Source organism: Pirellulales bacterium (assembly GCA_019636335.1).
Taxonomy (GTDB): Bacteria; Planctomycetota; Planctomycetia; order Pirellulales; family JAEUIK01; genus JAHBXR01.
Window position 1 is genome coordinate 74,764 of record JAHBXR010000012.1, and the last position, 20,343, is coordinate 95,106.

Annotated in this window: 17 protein-coding genes; 9 read left to right on the forward strand and 8 right to left on the reverse strand. The window is 62.4% G+C overall.

Translation table 11 applies throughout. From position 1 onward, the window contains the following. Positions 1–100 precede the first annotated feature (100 nt). Genes KF708_13445 through KF708_13455 form a run of 3 tightly spaced genes read right to left on the reverse strand, consistent with a single transcriptional unit; the run spans position 101 to position 4,281 of the window. Positions 101–1,780, reverse strand: coding sequence for an alkaline phosphatase family protein (locus KF708_13445; GenBank protein ID MBX3413689.1), 1,680 nt, complete (start codon positions 1,778–1,780; stop codon positions 101–103). A gap of 14 nt (positions 1,781–1,794) precedes the next feature. After that, on the reverse strand, positions 1,795–2,556 hold the full coding sequence (locus tag KF708_13450) for a class I SAM-dependent methyltransferase (protein MBX3413690.1): 762 nt from the start codon (positions 2,554–2,556) through the stop codon (positions 1,795–1,797). 18 nt (positions 2,557–2,574) lie between these two features. Continuing rightward, positions 2,575–4,281, reverse strand: coding sequence for a hypothetical protein (locus tag KF708_13455; GenBank protein MBX3413691.1), 1,707 nt, complete (start codon positions 4,279–4,281; stop codon positions 2,575–2,577). A 387-nt stretch (positions 4,282–4,668) separates the two neighbouring features. On the opposite strand from KF708_13455, the gene KF708_13460 reads away from it, so the two are divergent. Then, on the forward strand, positions 4,669–5,409 hold the full coding sequence (locus KF708_13460) for a tetratricopeptide repeat protein (protein ID MBX3413692.1): 741 nt from the start codon (positions 4,669–4,671) through the stop codon (positions 5,407–5,409). A gap of 137 nt (positions 5,410–5,546) precedes the next feature. Next, complete coding sequence (locus KF708_13465) at positions 5,547–6,392, forward strand: leucine-rich repeat domain-containing protein (protein MBX3413693.1); 846 nt, start codon at positions 5,547–5,549, stop codon at positions 6,390–6,392. Positions 6,393–7,195: 803 nt separating this feature from the next. Here KF708_13465 and KF708_13470 read toward each other — a convergent pair. Beyond that, the gene (locus KF708_13470; GenBank protein ID MBX3413694.1) at positions 7,196–8,401 is read right to left on the reverse strand and encodes a glycosyltransferase; all 1,206 of its coding nucleotides are present in this window, start codon (positions 8,399–8,401) and stop codon (positions 7,196–7,198) included. A 271-nt stretch (positions 8,402–8,672) separates the two neighbouring features. Here KF708_13470 and KF708_13475 point away from each other — a divergent pair, with 271 nt between their 5' ends. The 4 genes from KF708_13475 to hisN all read left to right on the forward strand — a co-directional run bounded on the left by KF708_13475 (position 8,673) and on the right by hisN (position 11,771). Beyond that, positions 8,673–9,044 carry a TraR/DksA C4-type zinc finger protein gene (locus KF708_13475; protein ID MBX3413695.1) on the forward strand — a complete coding sequence of 124 codons (372 nt, stop codon included), beginning with the start codon at positions 8,673–8,675 and terminating at the stop codon, positions 9,042–9,044. 306 nt (positions 9,045–9,350) lie between these two features. Next, a complete protein-coding gene (locus KF708_13480; protein ID MBX3413696.1) occupies positions 9,351–9,920 on the forward strand; it encodes a signal peptidase II in 570 nt (189 codons plus the stop codon). A gap of 584 nt (positions 9,921–10,504) precedes the next feature. Beyond that, the gene (locus KF708_13485) at positions 10,505–10,909 is read left to right on the forward strand and encodes an Rrf2 family transcriptional regulator (GenBank protein ID MBX3413697.1); all 405 of its coding nucleotides are present in this window, start codon (positions 10,505–10,507) and stop codon (positions 10,907–10,909) included. Positions 10,910–10,958: 49 nt separating this feature from the next. Further along, positions 10,959–11,771 carry a histidinol-phosphatase gene (hisN, locus tag KF708_13490; protein MBX3413698.1) on the forward strand — a complete coding sequence of 271 codons (813 nt, stop codon included), beginning with the start codon at positions 10,959–10,961 and terminating at the stop codon, positions 11,769–11,771. Here hisN and ettA read toward each other — a convergent pair. Together ettA and guaA are read right to left on the reverse strand one after the other, a co-directional pair. Continuing rightward, entirely contained in the window at positions 11,768–13,441 is a 1,674-nt protein-coding gene (gene ettA / locus KF708_13495) for an energy-dependent translational throttle protein EttA (GenBank protein ID MBX3413699.1), read from the reverse strand. The genes hisN and ettA overlap by 4 nt on opposite strands. Positions 13,442–13,517: 76 nt before the next feature. Further along, the gene (gene guaA, locus KF708_13500; GenBank protein MBX3413700.1) at positions 13,518–15,101 is read right to left on the reverse strand and encodes a glutamine-hydrolyzing GMP synthase; all 1,584 of its coding nucleotides are present in this window, start codon (positions 15,099–15,101) and stop codon (positions 13,518–13,520) included. 287 nt (positions 15,102–15,388) lie between these two features. Here guaA and surE point away from each other — a divergent pair, with 287 nt between their 5' ends. From surE to KF708_13515, 3 genes are all read left to right on the forward strand, one after another. Then, positions 15,389–16,153 carry a 5'/3'-nucleotidase SurE gene (gene surE, locus KF708_13505; protein MBX3413701.1) on the forward strand — a complete coding sequence of 255 codons (765 nt, stop codon included), beginning with the start codon at positions 15,389–15,391 and terminating at the stop codon, positions 16,151–16,153. 2 nt (positions 16,154–16,155) lie between these two features. After that, the gene (locus tag KF708_13510) at positions 16,156–16,617 is read left to right on the forward strand and encodes a hypothetical protein (GenBank protein ID MBX3413702.1); all 462 of its coding nucleotides are present in this window, start codon (positions 16,156–16,158) and stop codon (positions 16,615–16,617) included. Between the two features lie 215 nt (positions 16,618–16,832). Then, complete coding sequence (locus tag KF708_13515) at positions 16,833–17,153, forward strand: hypothetical protein (protein MBX3413703.1); 321 nt, start codon at positions 16,833–16,835, stop codon at positions 17,151–17,153. 273 nt (positions 17,154–17,426) lie between these two features. Here KF708_13515 and KF708_13520 read toward each other — a convergent pair whose 3' ends face one another. Next, on the reverse strand, positions 17,427–18,269 hold the full coding sequence (locus KF708_13520) for a PEP-CTERM sorting domain-containing protein (GenBank protein ID MBX3413704.1): 843 nt from the start codon (positions 18,267–18,269) through the stop codon (positions 17,427–17,429). A gap of 506 nt (positions 18,270–18,775) precedes the next feature. Next, the gene (locus KF708_13525; protein ID MBX3413705.1) at positions 18,776–19,789 is read right to left on the reverse strand and encodes a PEP-CTERM sorting domain-containing protein; all 1,014 of its coding nucleotides are present in this window, start codon (positions 19,787–19,789) and stop codon (positions 18,776–18,778) included. Positions 19,790–20,343 lie beyond the last annotated feature (554 nt).

A 20,343-nucleotide genomic window follows, 5' to 3' on the forward strand; every position in this document is an offset into this window, starting at 1 on the left:
CTGGGCTCAAAGCCCTTGCGAGAGAAAGTGGCACAGGCTGCCAGCCTGTGCTTCCTTGCTACCCGCTCCATGCGCGACTTTAATGAGGGTCGGCAAGGCGTTACTCGATATAACCCAGCTCGCGCAGGCGATCTTCGACTTGCGCCTGTTCTTCGGCCGAGAGCTCGTCGGCCGAATCATCGCGCGGACATTCGAGCGGGGCGATGCCGGCCACGTTTTCGACCGCTGCTCGACTCGTCGAGTTCGTGAGTTGCCCGCGCAGGCTTTGTCCCGTCATCTGTGTTCCAGGGGCAATCCCGAGCAGGTCGAGAATCGTCGGCGCCGCGTCGCGCAGCTCGGCGGCGAGCGGTTTGCCCAACTCGACCCCCCGCGCGCGAAGCATCAGCACGCCCTCGCGGCGGTGGGTGGCGGCGAGCGTGGGATCGCTGCGCATCAAGCGCCCCCAGCGATCGAGCTTCGGTCGGGTATGAAACCCCTCGGCCGGGATCGCGACGACGTCGGGCAGGCAGCGCTCCAAGGGATCGCACTGCCAGCGCTCAGCAGTGACGAAGGCATCGGTGAAGAGTGGCTCGCCCGTCTCGGGGTGCGCGGCCTCGCGAAACGCCGCCACGGTCGCCTGCGCCGCTTCGTCGTACAGCCGCCCGTTGGTAATGCCCCCCGCGCCGAATCGGTCGGGTGTTGCCAGGTAGACCAGCCCGGCGAGATTTCCATGCAGCGTGACGGCCGCGGTACGCTGCCAGTCGACCGGCAAGAGGGCCGCGGCGGGGCGAGCCATCGAAGCGACGCTGCCCCCTCCGGATGCGCGACGACGCATCCAGCGCCGCAGCTTCCAGGTGACGCGCGAAAGTCGATAGTGGACGCGGTTGCTGGCACGCGCCGGCGCCCAAAGTCCTCGGCGACGAAGGAGCTCGGGCAGCGAGATCTTCTCGCGGAACGGGCCAAAGCCATGATCGCTGGCCACCATCACCGCGGCGCCGCGCCGTTCGGCCAGCCCGACGAGTGCGCCCAGGCAGTCGTCGAGCGTGCGCAGCGCGCGGCGCGTTTCCTCGATCCAATCGCTCGGCCCCCCCGCGGCGCCCTCGATTCCCAGCAGATGCCACAGTCGGTGCTGGAGGCAATCGAGCGATTGAAACTGCACCACCATCAAACGCCAGTCGTACTGCTCGTCGGCCAATTCGGCGGCAGCGACGCGGGCGCGAAAATCGTTTTGCGTCTCGCGCACGCCGGAACGCAGCTCTTCGAACGTTGTGGGACGACGCTTCCAGATCGTCTTCAACTCGAGGCGAACGCCCCGGGCACGCAGTCGATCGGCGAACTCGGGGTAGGGGGCCAGCACCGCGTCGGGCGAAGGGCTGTCGAGCCCGCCGATCATCAATCCGCGTACGTGGGAGCCCACGGGATGGGTCATCGGCAGATTGATCGAAACGATTTCGCCCCCCGCGTGCGAGACACGATCGAAGATCGTCGACATCGGCAGGCGCCGAGCGCTGTTCAAGCGCACCTGCCCGGCACGATGATCGAGATAGCGATAGTCGAGAATCGCATGCTCGACCGGATCGCAACCGGTTTGAAAGGTGGTCCAGGCGGTGGGCGTGATCGTCGGCTCGACCGAGTTGAGCCGCACGAGGGCCGATTCGCGCATCAAAGCCGCCAGATGGGGCATGGTCCCATCGGCGGTCAACGGACCGAGCACGTCGAACGTGGCGCCGTCGAGGCCGATCACCAAGACTCGTCCGGCCGAAAAATCTGCCCCTGGGTCTTGGACGTCGTCGCGCCGCATGATGTTGGCCTTTCTCAAATCAGGTCGAGTCGTGTGCCGGTTTTTTGCGACGCGCTGGGCAAGACCCAGTGGGCCACGTCACCCGCCGCGTGCGTGGGCATTTGCAGCGTGAACCGTGTTTCGTGGAAGCAACGTTCGCGTCGCCGCTCGCCTTTGCTGCGCAGCCAATGCGTGGCGAGTCGTTTCAAATGGCGCGGCCAGGACGTTTGAGACGCCGTCTCTGCGATTCGTGCTTGAAAGCGCGTGACGAAGTCGTTCACGCCGGCCACGAAACGATGCGGTACGGGCGCCTTGCAGCCGATGCCAAACACCGTGTGCGGATACGATTCCACCCCCTGCGAACCGACGATCGTCGCGGCCAGCGGCGTGAGTAGACGGTCGACGCACGTCGGCGACAGACGCCAGTAATCTTCCGGATAGTTGTGCAGGTAGAAGTCGAGCGGCGCCGCGACGAGCAGCACTCCCCCGGGAGCGAGCACGCGAATCATCTCCTCGACCGCGCGGCGCGCCTCGAAGACGTGCTCGAGCGTGTCGACACAGACGATCGTTTGCGCGCACTCGTCGGGCAAGGAGAGCTGAGCCAGGTCTTCGAGGCGATCGACCCCCGGCCCGGGGCGCATGTCGCAGCCGATATAGCGTCTGCCTCGAAAGCAGGTGCGCAGATCGGAGATCGCTCCCTGCGTTTCGACCTGGTAGGAGCCGAATTCATAAACCGGCCCTTCGAGGCCGAACGATTCTGCCGCCAACTCAACAAAAGCTCGCACGTTTTCGCGCATGGTCGTATCGCTTATGGATTAAGGATCCAGACGGCGCCGTTCGTCACGTTCGAAGGACTCGTTCCAGGCCACTCGCTCGGCCCGTTCCTCGCTCTTCCGTCGCACGATGAGGACATCTTGTCCGGGATCGCCGCTAGGAGAAGTGAACTCGACGGGCGGACTATCGGACGTAGCCACCCATTGAGCGAGCAGGCGGCTTCGCTCGCTGGCGTAACACAGTTCGTGACGTTCGACGACCAGGTATCGCAGACGCGGTTCGGTCAACGCCGCACCCGAGTCGCGGAACGAGTAGCTGGTGAGTCCCGACAGAAGCCCAGTCCAACCGCGGCTATCGAGCACGCACTCGTCGGCCTGCGCGTGCGCGACCAGCCAATACGCTGCGTCGCGATGCGGCGTGCGCCGGCCGTGCAGCGGCTTGGCCGTTTGCAGCAGGCAGGCGACCAGGATCAGCGCGGCCATGCCACGGCAAAGCATGTTTCGTAGCCGTGGCGGCGCGAAAACGCTTGCCACCGCTTCCGCGCAGGCGACCGTGCCCGCGGCGCTCCAGGGGAGCAGCACGAGCGCGACCGGGAGCAAGTGACGTGGCTCGAGATAGCCGGCTCGTGCGGCGTAGTACACCGCCGCGCTCAGGTACATCGCGACGAACAGCAGCACGAACGCGATTGCCGCGCGCGACGCAAGACGCTCGCGCCAAGCAGCAAGCAGTCCCCAGACCGCCAGCGGAAGCAGCACATAGTGCAGCGTGCGGGGGAGCGCTCGGCCCGCCGCGAAAAGCGCCGCCGAATAGCCGTGAAAACGAATCGACGTGGTCGATTCTTTGACCGGAAGCGGAGTATATACGTGCGCCGCTGCCGGCGTCTCGACTGTAGGGGATTCTGGTGTAGGGAATTCTGGAACCACGAGCCCGACGGCGTACCAGGCGCCAAGCGCGAGGGCGCAGCCAGCAATCGTGAAGAGTGCGGTGGTACGCCAGGCGGGTCGAATCGTCATGGCGGCGATCGCCACGAGCAGGACCAGCGTTTCTAGGCCGACGAGCAGGGCAGCAGCGGCTGCTATGCCGCCGAGTGCCGGGAACAGATGTTGGAAGAATCGACGCGTGCCGTTATGGCGACTACGGGAGCTAAGCTGGTTCGTCACTACGTCACTGCCGGACAAGCCGGCAGTGCCACCGACCGAGCTCCCACCATACAGGAACAACGAGCAGGTGATCGCGAAGAGGAGCAGTCCCAGGCTGTCGCCGATGGCATCGCCGCCGAGTCGGGCGAACTCCGGAAGAACGCAGAAGAAGCCCCCGGCCAGACATGCCGCACGCCGGCCGACCTGCGGCAGGGCCAACAGATACACGAACGGAACGGCAAGCACGAGTGCCGTCGCCGAGGCCAACTGCGCCGCAAAGGCCCAACCGTCGCGCCGGAGGCCCAGCCACGGTTCTAGCAGGCCATACGTGCCGGCCACTGCCGCTGGAAAAAGTGGCGCGTCGTCGGCCGAGTGTAGTAGTGCGCGCATCGAGCCTGAGATGGCAAGCTGTTTAGCCTCGGCCACGTAACGCACCGCGTCGAGCGCCGGCACGACCGAGCGATAGATGACCGTGCCCTGCACGAGCACGGCCAGCAACGACAACGACACGATCGTCAGCAGGTGCGACAGCCAGGCCGGCTTGGCGCAGCGCGCGGCTCGGCTCGCCAGCGGCAGTTCGTTTCGGTGGTAGATGGCGCCAGCATCCATGCGGCATTCTCGTCACAGCCTGCACGCCCAGCGCCGGCAAAAGGGGCCCGCCGCCTGGAGTGACAGTTTTGGAGCGCAAGCAGAGTAGTAGTCTGCCGCCAATCGGTCAACGTCGACTTGGCGCTCTGGCGAAGCCTGGTGGGGCTGGTGGGCTTGTTCTCGTCGCGACTGGGACGCTACACGCAAGCGGGATCGGTCTTATTCGATCTTGCTGCAAGCGCAGGGAACGATTATCGTCCCGCCTCCCGTCAGGCTCTCTTGCGCGGAGGCGTGCGCAACTCAGGGCATCGTTCGCAGGAAGATATGCGTCACGGTCAGAGTAGCCGTGGCCGCCAACAAGTCGAGAATCGCCCCCGCCACCTTCGAGGCGAGACGGCCGTGAATTCGATGATCCAACACATTGCTCGTACTATTTCGCACTCGCACGCGGCCGAGGCCCTGTTCCTCGCGGCGCTCGTTTGCCTGGCCTCGTCGTCGGGCTGCGGTTCGCTCCACGCACAGGGGCAGAATGCCGAAGGCGTGCGTCTGCACCAGCAGGGCTATTACCAACAATCGCTGCAGCGCTTCCAACAAGCGGTCTACAGCGATCCAAATAATGCCGACGCGTACTACAACCTGGCGGCTACCTACCACCGCATGGGCAAGCTGTCGAGCAATCGCACCGAGCTCGATCAGGCCGAAAATTATTACAACCAGTGCCTCGATCACTCCCCCGACCATGCCGCGTGCTACCGCGGTCTGGCGATTCTGCTGGTCGAGGAGAACCGCTCGGAAGAGGCCTTCCGGCTGCTGAACGGCTGGGCGGGACGTTCGCCGACGAACCCCGATCCGAAGATCGAGCTGGCGCGTCTCTACGAAGAGTTTGGCGACAAAACCGCCGCCGAGCATCAACTGGTCGAGGCGCTGACGAACAACCCCTACAACGCTCGGGCCCTGGCGGCGCTCGGCAAGCTGCACGAGCAGTCGGGCGACTACACGCAGGCCCTGTCGGTGTATCAGCGCTCGCTCTGGCACGACCACATGCAGCCCGAGGTCGCCGCACGCGTGGCGGCGCTGCAGTCGGCCCTGGGCCCTCAGCCCATGGTCACGCCCACCACGCCGACGAATAGCTCGCTGCGCCGCTACTAAGCTCGTCTCGGCGGACGGTGACAGCCCGTCGACGGAGATTCCGCCGGGTGGCTCTTGGTTGGTCCGACTCGCTCCGCTCGGCCCGATCCCTCGTGCGATGCGTTCTGCCCCCGATTCCCGCACGCTATGCTGGAGTCATGGGAACCGAGAACGAGACTCCGCCGTCGTCCACTGCTACGAGTGCTCCGGCGACCGTTAGTGCTTTACGTCCGAGCCGGCGCTGGCTGCAATTCCGGCTGCGGACGCTGCTGGTGTTGCTGACGCTGTTTGGCCTGACGTTTGGCCTGGTCTTTGCCGCTTCACGGCGACAGCGCGAGGCCGAGATGCGCGCGATCACGGTGCTGGGCGCTACCGGCTACGCGAGTAGCTCGCACGACGCCTACTATCCTCCCCTCTCGTCGAAGCCGGCCGAGAAAAAAGCAGGGGAAACGCCCGACCGGGTATTGGCTTCGGTCGACATTCCGCAGTGGCTCAAATCAGTGCCGGGAGTGGCCGCCGATGGCATCTTCGGCCGCGTCTTCCGGCTCGATATCGGTCACCACGACAAGATCTCGCGCTTCACGCCCGAGGAGAAGTCGAGCCTGGGGGTGTTGCACTCGCTCTGGTCGTTATCGATCGACGGGTTCATTCTCGACCGGGACGACGTGGAGCGGCTGGCGACTCCCTCTCGACTGACGCATTTGTTTCTGACGGGCTGTACATTCGATCCAGGCGCGTTCGAGCCGATGGGGCAGTTGAAGCATCTCTACTGGCTCGATCTCAACGGCAGTAGCGTCAAGGACGATGACCTTCAGACGCTCGCGGGACTGCGAAATCTGCAAGTGCTCAATCTCTCGCACACGGAGATTACCGATCAGGGCCTGGAGCATCTGCACCAGCTTCCGTCGCTGCGACGGCTAGAACTCTCGGGAAGCCGCGTCACCGACGAGGGAATCGATCGGCTGCGTGAGACCCTGCCCAACATGCAGTTGCTCGACGACTGACGTTCTCTCGCGACCGCATCGCACTGCTGTGTGCGAAGTCCTTCCCCTCGTGGCATTTCTATCTGCTGGGGTGGGCTCCGCGTCCCTCGCCCGCCCAGGGTGGCGTACGGACTGCCCGTCCCGACGTCGCCCGACCGTGGAACTTCTGGGCCGGCCGCCGCATCCAAGGTGGTGAAAGGGAGAAAAGCTCATGCGAGGCGCGTTACAAACCGGCCCGATTTCCGCTGGAAAGGTCAGAGGACGAGCGGACAAGGGACCTGAGAGTTGGCGCAAGACCCAGGGAGTCGAGCCATGCCAGACGGAACCCGACGACGCCGACACAGTGGCGACCGTGCTCGCCGAGATTGGTACGCCCGACACCGTGCGGAGCGTTTTCAACGCCGCTTCGGACTCGGCCACTAGATTTTTCGAACAGGCCGGGCAGCGAGCCTGGCAGCCCCCGCGACCGAGCCTTGCCTACACCAGAGTCCTCACCATGACCACCCGCTACCAGATCACCGCCGTTTTGGGGACCGTCTTGATTTCGTATACGGCCGGTCTGTCGCTGCTCCATCTGCTGGTCGAGCTGGTTCCCTAGCAGTCCATTACAAACTCAACGGGCTGCTAGCCAACGGTTGTCTGCCGGCTGACTACCCTGTGGCGACGGTTTTGAAGTGGCGCTTTTCGTAGAATCGTAACCCGAAGCGTCAGCGAGGGGGCACTGTGCTCGATGGTTCTTTCCAGGAATTCCCTCGCTGACGCTTCGGGTTACGATGGGCTGGTTTTCCGAGGATAACGACCAAGAAGCTTCGAAACGCGCAACTCTAACGGGCGACTGCCCGGGTATAGAGATTGAGCATGCGGGGCAGCATCTTCTCGAGATCGTATTTCTCTTCGATCAGTTTCATGCCGGCCTCGCCCAGGTGGCGATGCCCCTGGGGATCGCGCAGCACGCGCAGCGCGTGCGCCGTATGGCCGTCGACGTCGTAGAAATCGGCCAGCAGCCCGGTCTGTTCGTGCGTGACCAGCTCGCGCACCGGTGGTGTGCCCGACGCGACCACGGTCGCTCCGCAAGACAGGGCATCGAACATCGACCAGGACAATACGAACGGCACCGTGAAATACAGGTGAAGGTCGGCCACCGACAGAAGCTGCGCCAGATTGTGCGGCGCCAATCGACCCGGAAAGATGAATTTCGACAGGTCGTAGTTGTCTTGCGACAAGACATGCTCGCGGAACGTGCGGGCTTGAATGTGCTTCGTGTCGCCGCCGTAGGCGACGCGATCCTCGCCCACGACGATGAACAGCACATCGGGATACTCGGTGTAAATGCGTTTGGCGACGCGCATGAAGATGTCGAACCCGCGCATGGCTTCGAACCCGCGCGAAACGTAGCTGACGATGCGCGTTTCGGGGCCGACCGTGCGTCCCCCGAGCTGCCGCGGTACGTCGTCGTAGCGATGCCATACCGAGCGATCGACGCCGTCGAAGATCACCTCGACCTTGTCGCGATACGCGGCCGGCAGAAGACTGCGCTGCCAGTTCGTCGGCGAGTAGCCCAGCGTGCAGTTCTCGAGATCGAGCAGTAACATCGCATTGCGGCAATACGACCGCAGCCGGTCGATCTGCTGCGGGGGAAACTCGGGCCGGAAATCGAGATCGCTGTGGTGCGGTCGGTAGAAGTATTCGAAGTAGTTCACTACCGGGCAATCGAACAGCTCGCGCAGGAAGAGGGTCGAGCCGAAGCCGGAATGTCCCACGATCAGGTCGGGCTTCAGCCCCGGCTGCTGGCGGCAGGCCTCGAAGACGCCGTGCGCGTGGGCCACCGCGTTCTCGAACGTGCGGGTGCAGTAGTGATTCCGCTCGGTGGCTCCCCCGTGGGGATCGTAGCGCAGCACCCGGATGCCGTCGACGACCGTCGCGGGCTTGTTCGTGACGAACGTACACTCGTAGCCATGATCGCGAACGAGTGCCCGGCCGATGTGGCCGAACTGAGCGGGGAAGTTCTGGTGAACGAACAGGATGTGCATGCGAATTGCCCGAACCGAACTGTGAAACGACTGCCACCCGATCTCTGCCGACATCCGACGAGCGGGATGATAGCGGTTTTCGGCCCGAGCCGCTTTCCCGGCTGTGCGATGCACCAGGGTTCATGGGGCTGCCGGGTCGAAAAACAGCCGGCAAAACGGCGGAAAAAGGCCATGTTTTGTGAAGATTCAGTGGTTTGACACCCCTTTTCAGGGTGCCTAGAATGGAAAGTCTATACCCTGGTAGCAGGGAGTCCCCCTAGGAGAATCTTCCATGAAGAAGGCGGATCTGAAGGAGTACAAAGAGCGTTTGGTGACCCTGCGAGCCCGTCTCCGGGGGGATGTTTCCCAGATGGCTGATGCCGCCTTGAAGAAGAACCGTATGGAAGCCACGGGCGAGACGTCGAGCATGCCGATTCACATGGCGGATATCGGTACCGACAACTACGAGCAGGAATTCACGCTCAGCCTGATGGAAACGGAAGAGGACACCCTGGCGGCCATCGAGGCCGCTCTGGAGCGTGTCGAGGATGGGACTTACGGCACGTGCGAGGAGTGCGGGGCGACGGTTCCCAAGCTCCGTCTGAACGCCATCCCGTACACGCCCTTCTGCATCAAGTGCGCTCAGCAGATGGAAAAAGGCTAGTACGTCTGTCCACGCCTCGAGTTCGGGTGGCAAAAAAGGGTCGCAGCTAGACGATCGATTGCCGCCGAACCACTGACGTGTTCAGCGGTTGTGTTGTAGCAGCCCTTCTGCTGGGGTTGGACGTGGCACTCGTTCGCCCCGCAGCGAGCCCCCCATCTTCGCCTGCCCGAATTACGGCCTTCTGGCTATATTGAGCGCTAGCGGTGCGCCTACATCGCCGGGAGATGGCTCTCGGGAATGGGAGCGATTTCCCGGTGTTCCGCGCCGTGCTGGCCCCTCTCGCTGTCCACGTGGAAGGTTCTCGGGATGAAGGACGCCCCGCGCCGTCGTTATGCGATTTTCGTCCTGCTCGCCCTTTTGGGACTGGCGCTCGATCTCGGCACGAAAAGCTGGATCTTCTCACGGCAGGGGATGCCGTTCATGTCGAACCCGATCTGGATCGTGCCCGACGTCCTCTCCCTCGACACGAACCTGAACGAAGGGGCGCTATTCGGGATGGGGCAGGGGAAGGTGCCGATCTTCGCCGGCCTGTCGATCATCGCCGCCCTGGCGATCTGCTATTGGGTCTTCTTCGCTGGCGCCGCCCAGGACACCTGGCTGACGGTTTGCCTGGGAATGATTCTGGGTGGAATACTCGGCAACCTTTACGATCGCGTCGGGCTGCCGGGCCTTTCGTGGAACTTTCCGCCCGAGCGCGTCGGCGAACCCGTGCATGCCGTGCGCGATTGGATTCACTTCAAGGTGGAAGGTCTGATCGACTTTCCCGTCTTCAACATTGCCGACAGCCTGCTGGTGTGCGGTGTCGCGCTGCTCGTGTGGCACACGTATCGCCAATCGCCCGCGCAGAAAGAACCGCACGCGGCCCCGGCCAAATAGCTCGCCGTGATGTTGCATGCTGGTGCTGCATGTTGATGCAGGCCGCAGATCGTGCGCACGTCCGCCTGACTTGCTCGAGTGTGCCACCGCATAGGTGTTTGCGCATATTTTTTACGCGCACGGTGTAAATGCATCGTGACAATTCGAGGCCGTTCTGGCCGCGAACGACAGCCTTTCTTGCACGTCTGCGCAGAACATTGCACGGAGACCTTATTTTCATTGAAATTTACTGTCCCCCTTTGTTACCGTTCGCAAAACTGCTTGGTTTTCTATCGAGTAGGGCGAGAAGAGTCTCGATAGTTTGAGTCTCGATAGTTTGAGTACGGTGCGGTGCCTGTTCCGCGGTACGGCAACGCGCGGCGCTGGTGTAGTGAACGCGTGATCGGGCGTGCGTCAGGGAGCACGCGGTAAGCGGAAGCGAATCGCACACGACGAGTGACGACCTGCAGGGAATTGCGGTCGCACGGCGGCGAGCGCTCGACGATGAGTGTTCTTGCGCGCCTCTGCGCCGCTTGGTCCGTAGACCACTCCCCACAGGTCGGCTCGACAGCAGTCCGGCGTGTTCGATCGGGAGGGCGGTCGCCATGAAACTGTCTCGCACGGTTACCTACGCACTGCAGGCCGCACTACAGTTGGCCAAGACCGAGTCGAACGAGCCGATCCCCTGCAGCCAAATCGCCGAGCAGGGGCAGATGCCCGAACGTTTCTTGCTGCAGATCCTGCGCAATCTCGTCAATCATGGCGTGTTGCAATCGACGCGAGGGGTCGAAGGGGGCTACCGCTTGCGGCGCAGGCCTGAGGAGATCTCGTTGCTCGATGTGATCGAGGCGGTGGACGGACCCCTGGCCACCGACATGCCCGAGGACGCCGCGTTCCCCATCGAGTCGGTGACGAAGCTGCAACTCGCCTTGCAAGAGGTGACGGCGAGTACGCGCAACCAGCTCGCCTCGATCAAGCTGTCGCAGCTCGTACAGCCGCGGAACTCCTGAACGCTCGGGCGGCTTGGCAACAGGGCGCGCGGCCGTTAGGCTGGCGGCCATGAGTGACGACCAACGCGATCTCGTCGTACGATTGGAACTTGCCCTGGCCGCCGGTCGTGAAGCCGGTCAGTTGACCCTGGCTCACTTCCGGCAATCGCACCTGCAAGTGGAGTGGAAGCAGGACGCTTCACCGGTCACCGTGGCCGACCGCGAGGCCGAACAGCATCTTCGTGCCCGCATTGCCGCGACGTTCCCCTCGGACGGCATCCTCGGGGAAGAATTCGGCACGATCGAGGGGACGTCAGGATACCGTTGGATTCTCGATCCCATCGATGGCACCAAGTCTTTTGTCCACGGGGTTCCCTTCTACGGCACCATGGTGGGTGTCGAGCGCGAGGGACGCTGCGTCGTGGGCATCGTCTATCTGCCGGGACTCGACGAGATGGTCTACGCCTCGCTGGGCGGGGGAACCTGGTCGGTCGTCCGCGGCGGAAAGCCCGAGCGTGCGCAGGTGTCGAAATGTGCCAACCTCGCCGAGGGATTGTTCTGCACCACCACGGTGCAGGGCTTCGAGAAGCTTGGCCGCGGCGCCGCCTACGAAGGACTCCAACGAGCGGCGTACCTCACGCGGACTTGGGGCGACTGTTACGGCTACGTGCTCGTCGCCACCGGCCGTGCCGAGGCGATGATCGATCCGATCATGAACGTGTGGGATGCCGCCGCCGTGCAGCCGATCGTGGAAGAGGCCGGAGGCACCTTCACCGATTGGGCGGGCAACCACACGATCCAAGCGGGCGAAGGGGTCGCCACGAACGGCCTCGTGCTCGAGCAGGTCCTGGAACACACCCGCGGCTGCAAGTCGATCCTCTAGTGCGTCAACTTCTTGTAGCGGAAGCGGCGCGGCTCGTCGGCCTCGAGTCCCAATCGCTGGCGGCGCTGTTCCTCGTAGACCTGGAAGTTGCCTTCGCACCAGTGAACGTGCCCGTCCCCTTCGAAGGCCAGGATGTGCGTCGCCAGGCGATCGAGGAACCAGCGATCGTGGCTGATGACCACCACGCAACCGGCGAAGTTGACGATCGCTTCTTCCAACGCTCGTAGGGTATCGACGTCGAGGTCGTTCGACGGTTCGTCGAGCAGCAAGACGTTCGAGCCGCGACGCAGCAGCTTGGCCAGGTGAACGCGGTTGCGTTCGCCTCCCGAAAGATTGCCCACGAGCTTTTGCTGATCGCTGCCCGTGAAGTTGAAGCGCGCCACGTACGCCCGGGCGTTGATCTTGCGCCCCCCCATTTCGATCGTGTCGTGACCGCCGGAGATCTCCTCGTAGACCGTCTTCTCGGGGGAGAGGGCGTCGCGATTCTGATCGACGTAGCCCAACTCGACCGTGGGACCGACGCGGATGTCTCCCTGATCGGGCTTCTGCTCGCCGACGATCATGCGAAACAGCGTCGTCTTGCCGGCGCCGTTCGGGCCGATGATTCCCACGATGCCCCCTGGCGGCAAGCGGAACGAGAGGTCTTCAAACAAAACGCGATCTTCGAACCCCTTCGCGACGTTCTGGAAATCGACCACCAAGTCGCCGAGGTGCTTGCCGGGCGGGATCTGGATTTCGAATTCGTCTTCGCGCTCCTGAAACCGCTCCTTCGACATCTGCTCGTAGGCCTTGAGGCGCGCCTTGTTCTTGGCCTGCCGCGCACGCGGGGCCATGCGGACCCACTCCAGCTCGCGCTCGAGGGTCTTCTGGCGAGCCGAGGCGACCTTCTCTTCCTTGGCGAGCCGTTCCTTCTTTTGCTCGAGCCAGGAGGTGTAGTTGCCTTCCCAGGGGATGCCACGGCCCCGGTCGAGCTCGAGAATCCACTTCGCCACGTTGTCGAGGAAGTACCGATCGTGCGTTACCGCCACGACGGTGCCGGGATAATCGGCCAGATGCCGCTCGAGCCAGGCCACGCTCTCGGCATCGAGATGGTTTGTCGGCTCGTCGAGCAGCAGCAGGTCGGGCTGTTCGAGCAGTGTCTTGCAGAGCGCGACGCGGCGACGCTCGCCCCCCGAGAGGGTCGTCACGTCGGCATCGCCGGGGGGCAGGTTCATCGCGTCCATGGCGATCTCGATCTGGCGATCGAGTTCCCAGGCGTTTCGCAGATCGATTTGATCCTGCACCCGGGCCTGCTCGTCGAGCAGCTTTTCCATTTCCTCGGGCTCGAGCGGCTCGCCGAGGCGGGCGTTGATCTCGTCGAAGCGCGTGAGCAGGGCCCGCGTCTTGGCCACGGCGAGCTCGACATTGCCGGCGACGTCCTTGGTCTGATCGAGCGTCGGCTCCTGCGGCACGAAGCCGACGGAGAAACCGTCGGTGATGCGCGCTTCGCCATCGAACTCGCGATCCACGCCGGCCATGATCCGCAGCAGCGTGCTCTTGCCCGCGCCGTTGCGACCGAGCACGCCGATCTTGGCGCCGGGATAGAACGAGAGCCAGATGTTCTCGAGGACCGTGCGTTGACCGTGCTTCTTCGTGAGCCCGGTCATTTGGTAGATGTATTGCCTGCTCATTGCTCTTCTACTGGTTCGACAGGGGGCGCGCTGGCGAGCGCGAGGAATCTTTCCGGGGAAGGGTACGTGGCGGGAGTTATTCCCACTCGATCGTGGCGGGGGGTTTCGAGCTCACGTCGTAGACGACGCGATTGATGCCGGCCACCTCGTTAATAATACGCGTCGAGATGCGAGCCAGAACGTCGTAGGGAAGACGGCTCCAGTCGGCCGTCATGAAGTCGTCCGTATCGACCGAGCGAATCGCAACGGCGTCTTCGTACGTGCGGGCGTCTCCCATCACGCCCACGCTACGGACTCCCAACAGCACGGCGAACACCTGCGCCGTCTGCCGATACAGCCCCGCGGCCTTGATCTCTTCGAGCACGATCACGTCGGCCTCGCGCAGGCGGTCGAGCCGCTCGCGGGTCACCTCGCCCAGGCAGCGCACGGCGAGACCGGGACCGGGGAACGGGTGTCGCCAGACGAGCTCCTCGGGCAGGCCCAACTCGAGCCCCAGGCGCCGAACTTCGTCTTTGAACAGATCGCGCAGCGGTTCGATCAGCTCGAAGCCCAACTCCGCCGGCAGGCCACCCACGTTGTGATGGAGCTTGATCGTATCGGCGGGGCCATCGGGCGCGGCGCCGCTCTCGATCACATCGGGATAGAGCGTGCCTTGCGCCAGGAAGCGGGCATCCTCGATCTTGGCGGCCTCGGCCTTGAAGCACTCGATAAACGCGTGCCCGATGCGGCGGCGCTTCTCTTGGGGATCGGTGATGCCGGCCAACGCTTTAAGGAATTTGTCTTCGGCTTTGACGACGTGCAGGTCGGTGCGGAAATGATTCGAAAATTCGTGGACGACCGATGCTTCTTCCGACTTGCGCAGCAGGCCGTTATCGACCAGGATGCAGGAGAGCTGCGGACCGATCGCCTTGTAGAGCAGGGCGGCGACGACGGAGGAATCGACCCCCCCCGACAGCCCGCACACGACGCGCCCCTTGCCCACACGCTCGCGGACGCTGCGAATCGTCTCCTCGGCGAAATCCCCCAAGCGCCAGGTTCCCGTGGCGTGGCAGACTTCGGTGAGAAAATTGCCGAGCAGTTGCGAGCCGCAAGGGGTGTGCGTCACCTCGGGATGGAACTGCAGGCCGAAGATCGGCAAGCGCGTGTGCCTCACGGCGGCGATCGGGCAGGTGTCGGTCGCCGCCAGCGAGACAAACTCGTCGGAAACCTGTGTCACCTGATCGCCGTGGCTCATCCAGACGTCGGTCTGGGTGGGTAACCCGGCCAGCAGCCCCTGCGAGTCGATCACGCGGCAGCGCGCGCGGCCGTATTCGCGGGCCTTGGCACTGGTGACCTGTCCGCCTAACGCCTCGCAGGCCAGTTGCATGCCGTAGCAGATACCCAGCACGGGAATGCCGAGCCGAAAGATCGCCGGGTCGCACTTCGGGGCGCCGGCGGCGTAGACGCTCGAGGGGCCGCCGGAAAGGATGATCCCGATCGGCGCGAGCTCGCCAATGCGCTCCGCGGTGATCGTATGGCGCACGATCTCGCAGTAGACGTGCTGCTCGCGTACGCGACGTGCGATGAGTTGGGCGTACTGCGAACCAAAGTCGAGCACCAGGACTCGTTCCTGGGCGATGGCTTTGCGCGCTGAATGTGTTCCGGCCGTGGCTTGGCTCATGGCGCCCCTCCGGGCGTCGTCCCCGCGCCAGGCTCGCCTGTCCTGCGGTGGGGCGGTAATAAAAAAGGCCCGTCCAAAGAGACGGGCTGCCAAACCGCCGATTATAGAGCCCCCGAGCCGGGTCGAACAGGGGCCGGGCGCGCACTCGTTAACTGCTTCTTCGCAGGCACTTGCGCGCTGCGGGGCGGCGGCGCTACGTTGCCGCTGTCTGGTACCGCCACTATAGTGAACCGCAATCCACGGTGACTCAGCGAAAGGAGTGACGCCGCCAGACGGCGCAACGGACGGTGCAGATCCTGCTTACGAACGACGACGGCATCTATGCTCCTGGACTGGCCGCCATGGAACGCGAGCTTCAAGCCTTGGGAGACGTGGCCGTGGTGGCGCCGGCCAAGGAGCAGAGTGGCGTCAGTCATTCGATCACGTTCCTTAGCCCGCTGATTGCCCAGGAGATCTTCGACGGCGATCGACGGCGCGGTTGGGCCGTCGAGGGGAGTCCCGCCGATTGCGTGAAGCTCGGCGTCTTCGAGTTCTGCCCCCGCCGGCCCGATCTGGTGGTGAGCGGCATCAACTCGGGGCTGAACGCCGGCATCAATGTGCTCTATTCCGGCACGGTGGCGGCCGCGATCGAGGGGGCCTTCTTCGAGATTACGAGCGTCGCCGTATCGCTCGAATTCGATGCGCATAGCGACTACGCCAGGGCCGCTCGACTGGCACGGCAGGTGATCGAGCAAGTCCTGCACCAAAAGGGGACCACGCCGCAACTCTACAATCTCAACATTCCACAGCAGGCGCTGCACGAAAAGCCCGAGCTGCGCATCGTGCCGATGGCCGTGGCGCGATATGGTGAGGACTACGAGAAGCGTGTCGATCCTCGCGGGCGGAATTACTACTGGGCAACCTCCGAACCCCCCCCGCCGCCGAGCGAAGGCGAGACCGATCTTTCGGCCGTGACCAAGGGGTACATGACCCTTACGCCGCTCGACTTCGACTTGACGAAGCGCTCGGTGCTCGGGCAGATGTCCGACTGGCGTTTTCAACTGGAGAAGTAGCCATGAAGTGCGCGACTCGACTTGTGTGGGGCGTGGTGTTGGGGGCGTTCGTGGGTTGCGAACCGGCGCCGAAGTCCGCCGACACCCCACCGCCAGATCCGCAGGTCGCCCCCGCGGCCGAACCGGCGGCCGTCCTGCCCGCAGCCCCCGCTGAGCCCGTCGAAATGGTGCAAGAGAAAGCGGAAGTCGGTGTCGGCGCGAAGGGAAATGAGCTGGAAGAAGGACTGATTTCCACTCCGGTGAAGGCCTATTTCCGTGCTCAGGAGCAGGTGGCCTTCAACATTCAGATTCCATCGACCATGCAGCTCTACAAAGCGACGAATGGCCAGGCTCCGCAGTCGCACGAAGAGTTCATGCAAAAGATCATCAAGGAAGGAATGATCAAGCTGCCGGAGTTGCCCGAAGGTCATCAATACATCTATGACCCACGGACCGAGCAACTCATGGTCGAACATCCGCAATAGGAGACCGAGGAGGCGGAAATCGCGGGGATTGGCCTGCTATAACCGGCACGAGCGGTTGCGTGCGGGCTGAAAATGTACCCCGCCGGTACAGAAAGCGTTTGCACCACGCGGCGCCCAATTACCATGGAACTCGTGATTCGCGCAGGTGCGTGAAATCGCGACCGTCCCCTCGTCGCCGCCTCGTTCGAGGCCCCCCCAGCTCCCCAGGGTGCCGCATGAAGATCAAGTCGTTCGCCGTTACGTTCCTGCTGCTGTTGGCAACGACACCTGTTGCCAGGGCCGCGCCCCCCGGATGCCCGCCGGGCACCAGTCGGCCGTCGTGGGTCTTCGATCAATCGTACTACAGCCACGATCCAGTCCACCCGGTCCACGTCGGGGGACGCGCGACCGCCGGCGGGCCGTTGTTCAGCCGGCCGCAGGGGGGCTACTACAGTGGCGGCTTTCGCCAGGTGCGCAGCCGCATCCAGATCGGCGGTATGACCTTCGATCAGTTGAACCTGTGGGAATCGTGGGGCCAGCAGGGCTCGCAGTTCTAGTCTGGCCGCATCAAGCCGCCTGCTAGATCGGTTCTGGCACTCGTTTGCGAAGCCTGACGCCTCGCGGCGTGCGATCGGTAGGCGACGTCACCGATCGCACAGACTTTCACTCACATCCGGTCGGCACAACAAACGGGATCGGATGGATCGGTAGGCGACGTCACCGATCGCACAGACTTTCACCCTGATAGAAATGCGAAAAGGCCGCCTCCCACGTCTGGGAGACGGCCTTTTTTCGCTGAGCTAGATGGTCTATGTGCCGCTTCGCCGGCTCTAGCTCTGGCGGATGCGTCTGCGAATGACGGGCACCAGGCCCAGGGCGCCGAGACCCAGCAGCACGAACGTGCCTGGCTCGGGCACGTGGGCCGTGTCCGACATGTGATACTGCATGCTCAGATTGATCGCTCCGTCGGCGTCTAGCGACAGGCTCGCCATCGCACCGAACGAGTCGAACGTCAGCGTGGTCGAGATGCCGCTCAGCACGAAGCCACCATTCACGATACCATCGAACGACAGGTTCGCGTCCTTTGGCGAGGTGGGCGAGGCGGTCATCGTACCGGTCAGGGTGAACGGAATCTCGAAATCCTGCGTGCCCAAGCCGGTGGTAACGGCGAGCGTGCCACCGAACGCGTCGATCCCGATGTCGAGATTGACCAGACCGCGGAGCACACCAGGGATGGCATAGGTGCCCCCAGGGCCAAAGGTCACGTTATTTTCGTCCTGGAAGAAATCGACGCGGACAAAGCGGCCACCTACATCGATCTTGATATCACTGTCCGGATCAAAAAAGCCTGTGGGCGTGGTGAGGGCGTCGAGCACGATCGTGTCGATATAGAATTCGATCGTGTTACCCGTATAACCCGTGACATTGCCGCTTCCATCGACCGTCACTCCGCCATTCAGGAGCGTGAGATTGACGTTGCTGATGTCGACCGGCGTCCAGAGGTTGTTCGAATCAAAACGGACCGTGGCAGTCTCAGCACCGCCCGTCTGATTCACCGAATTGCGGATCGGATTACCCGTGAAATTTGCCGTGACCGTATCGCCCCACAATTTGATGGGATCGGTCTGCGGATTGGGGTTACCCGTAAAGAACTTCGAGATCTTGCCGAACATTTCCGTCGTTACCGTACCTTGAGCGGTAGCAGTGTATTTGACGGTGCTGGCCGTTGAACCCACGAAGTCGAGGTTAACGGGAACCTGGGCAGATTGGACCGAGGCAGCGTTACCGAGGGCGAGCGCAAACGCGAAGAGCGTATAGATATTTTTGTAGCACATAGACCAAGTTTGGCGAAGGTTGAGTGGTGCAAAACCAGCGACTCGAAACCGTCAAACCTGTTCTCATTAGCTACAAAAATTGGCTCCAGATGGGGCCCTGAATTCTGTGTGCAGGGCATCACTAAAGCTCAAAATAGATTGCGCATGTAACCGCGTCAATAAAAAAATCTGAGTTTTTTTGAAGGACCGACCAATCAAGGATCGGTCTGAATGCAAAGCTTGTCATTCCTCGAGGCAGCACCTTTTTGCCTTATGGTCCACAGAAAGAAACAAAAAAAGGCCGCCTCCCGTGAAGGAGGCGGCCTTTCGCATTCCGTTTGAAGTCTATGTACTTTCAGACATGCCTAGTTCTTGCGAAACCGGCGACGGACGAAGGGCACGAGGCCGATCGCACCAAGTCCAAGGAGCACAAAGGTACCCGGCTCGGGGACGTGAGCCGTGTCGAACATGTTGTATTCCATGCTCAGATCGATCGCACCCAACGCGTCGAGCGAAATACTCGCCTGGGCACCGAACGAGTCGAACGTCAGCGTGGTCGAAATACCACTGAGGACGAACGCACCACTAACGATACCGTTGAAGTATAGGTCGGCGTCCGTCGAGTCCGTATTGAAGGCAGCCAACGTACCGGTCAAGGTGAACGGCGTCTCGAATTCCTGGGTACCAATACCTGTCGAAACGGCCAGCGTACCACCGAAGGCGTCGATGCCGATGTCGAGGTTCACCAAACCACGCAGGGTACCTTCGATCGCATAGCTACCATCGGGATTGATCGTCTGGCCATTCGCGCCTTGGAAGAAATCGACGCGAACAAAGCGGCCACCTACGTCGATCTTGATGTTATTGTCGGGGAAGAAGAAGTCAGGTGGCGTCGTTTGGGCATCAAGGGTGATCGTGTCAATCCAGAACTCGATCGTGTTACCCGTGTAGCCAATCACCTCATCGTCGCCATTCAAGATGACACCACCATCGAGCAGCGTCAGGTTGACATCACTGATATCGATCGGGGTCCAAAGGTTCGAGCCGTCGAAGTTAATCACGGCCGTTTCAGCACCACCGGTCTCGTTCACGGGGTTGCGAATCGGATTGCCAGAGAAGCTGGCGGTCACCGTGTCTCCCCACAGCTTGATGGGGTCGGTCTGGGGGTTCGGGTCGCCGGTGAAGAACTTCGACACCTTGCCGAACATCATCGTGGTGACAGTACCATCAGCCGTGGCAGAAAAGTCAATCTGATTCGGGCTGAAGCTACTAGAGAAGTCGAGCTCCACGGGTACCGGAGCACCGTGAGCCATCGTGCCAACGCTCAAAAATAGCGCGGCGATACCGAGAACGGTAAGAATTCTGTGATACATGGACATAGACTCCAAAACGTCAAACTTGCTCTTCATTAGCAAATTGCGAAGGGACCTGTAGGACTTTGAACGACGTAAAACCTCGCCCGCAGGCGAGAACTACTTCAAAAGCGGCCTTACCAAAGGCCTCAGTGTGCTCTTACTCACAAAAGACCACACTCCATCCATACACTCGTCAAAGGTGGTGCAACTTCCCCCTTTCCTCGCTTCTCGCTGTTGCGCCCCGAGCACATGTCGCGAAAAGATTGCAGCCTATAGGGGCCCTCCCCAGCCGCTACGGCAGTCTCGAAGCTAAAATAGCGACCCCTGCCAATCGTGTCAAACAAAAAATCCCTACTTTCCGAAAATCGGAAATTATTCGTCCTCGACAGCCCAACTGCAGGTGCCTGACGATATCTAAGGACTCCTTTTCCGACTTGCAATGCCGGTCACCCGGACTTTGCAGCCTATGGCGAATGTGACTCGGATTCACTTTAGCCAGGACTTTCCCTGAGTCAATAAAAAAATCGCCAGCGAATCCGGTTTTTGTACTCCCATAGGCTCCCTAAATGAGAAGCCCC

What these genes read in the sequence shown, in the direction of transcription:
- KF708_13445 (MBX3413689.1), bottom strand. Translation starts at nt 1,780, where the DNA reads ATGCGGCGCGACGACGTCCAAGACCCAGGGGCAGATTTTTCGGCCGGA.
- KF708_13450 (MBX3413690.1), bottom strand. Translation starts at nt 2,556, where the DNA reads ATGCGCGAAAACGTGCGAGCTTTTGTTGAGTTGGCGGCAGAATCGTTC.
- KF708_13455 (MBX3413691.1), bottom strand. Translation starts at nt 4,281, where the DNA reads ATGGATGCTGGCGCCATCTACCACCGAAACGAACTGCCGCTGGCGAGC.
- KF708_13460 (MBX3413692.1), top strand. Translation starts at nt 4,669, where the DNA reads ATGATCCAACACATTGCTCGTACTATTTCGCACTCGCACGCGGCCGAG.
- KF708_13465 (MBX3413693.1), top strand. Translation starts at nt 5,547, where the DNA reads ATGGGAACCGAGAACGAGACTCCGCCGTCGTCCACTGCTACGAGTGCT.
- KF708_13470 (MBX3413694.1), bottom strand. Translation starts at nt 8,401, where the DNA reads ATGCACATCCTGTTCGTTCACCAGAACTTCCCCGCTCAGTTCGGCCAC.
- KF708_13475 (MBX3413695.1), top strand. Translation starts at nt 8,673, where the DNA reads ATGAAGAAGGCGGATCTGAAGGAGTACAAAGAGCGTTTGGTGACCCTG.
- KF708_13480 (MBX3413696.1), top strand. Translation starts at nt 9,351, where the DNA reads ATGAAGGACGCCCCGCGCCGTCGTTATGCGATTTTCGTCCTGCTCGCC.
- KF708_13485 (MBX3413697.1), top strand. Translation starts at nt 10,505, where the DNA reads ATGAAACTGTCTCGCACGGTTACCTACGCACTGCAGGCCGCACTACAG.
- hisN (MBX3413698.1), top strand. Translation starts at nt 10,959, where the DNA reads ATGAGTGACGACCAACGCGATCTCGTCGTACGATTGGAACTTGCCCTG.
- ettA (MBX3413699.1), bottom strand. Translation starts at nt 13,441, where the DNA reads ATGAGCAGGCAATACATCTACCAAATGACCGGGCTCACGAAGAAGCAC.
- guaA (MBX3413700.1), bottom strand. Translation starts at nt 15,101, where the DNA reads ATGAGCCAAGCCACGGCCGGAACACATTCAGCGCGCAAAGCCATCGCC.
- KF708_13510 (MBX3413702.1), top strand. Translation starts at nt 16,156, where the DNA reads ATGAAGTGCGCGACTCGACTTGTGTGGGGCGTGGTGTTGGGGGCGTTC.
- KF708_13515 (MBX3413703.1), top strand. Translation starts at nt 16,833, where the DNA reads ATGAAGATCAAGTCGTTCGCCGTTACGTTCCTGCTGCTGTTGGCAACG.
- KF708_13520 (MBX3413704.1), bottom strand. Translation starts at nt 18,269, where the DNA reads ATGTTCGGCAAGATCTCGAAGTTCTTTACGGGTAACCCCAATCCGCAG.
- KF708_13525 (MBX3413705.1), bottom strand. Translation starts at nt 19,789, where the DNA reads ATGTCCATGTATCACAGAATTCTTACCGTTCTCGGTATCGCCGCGCTA.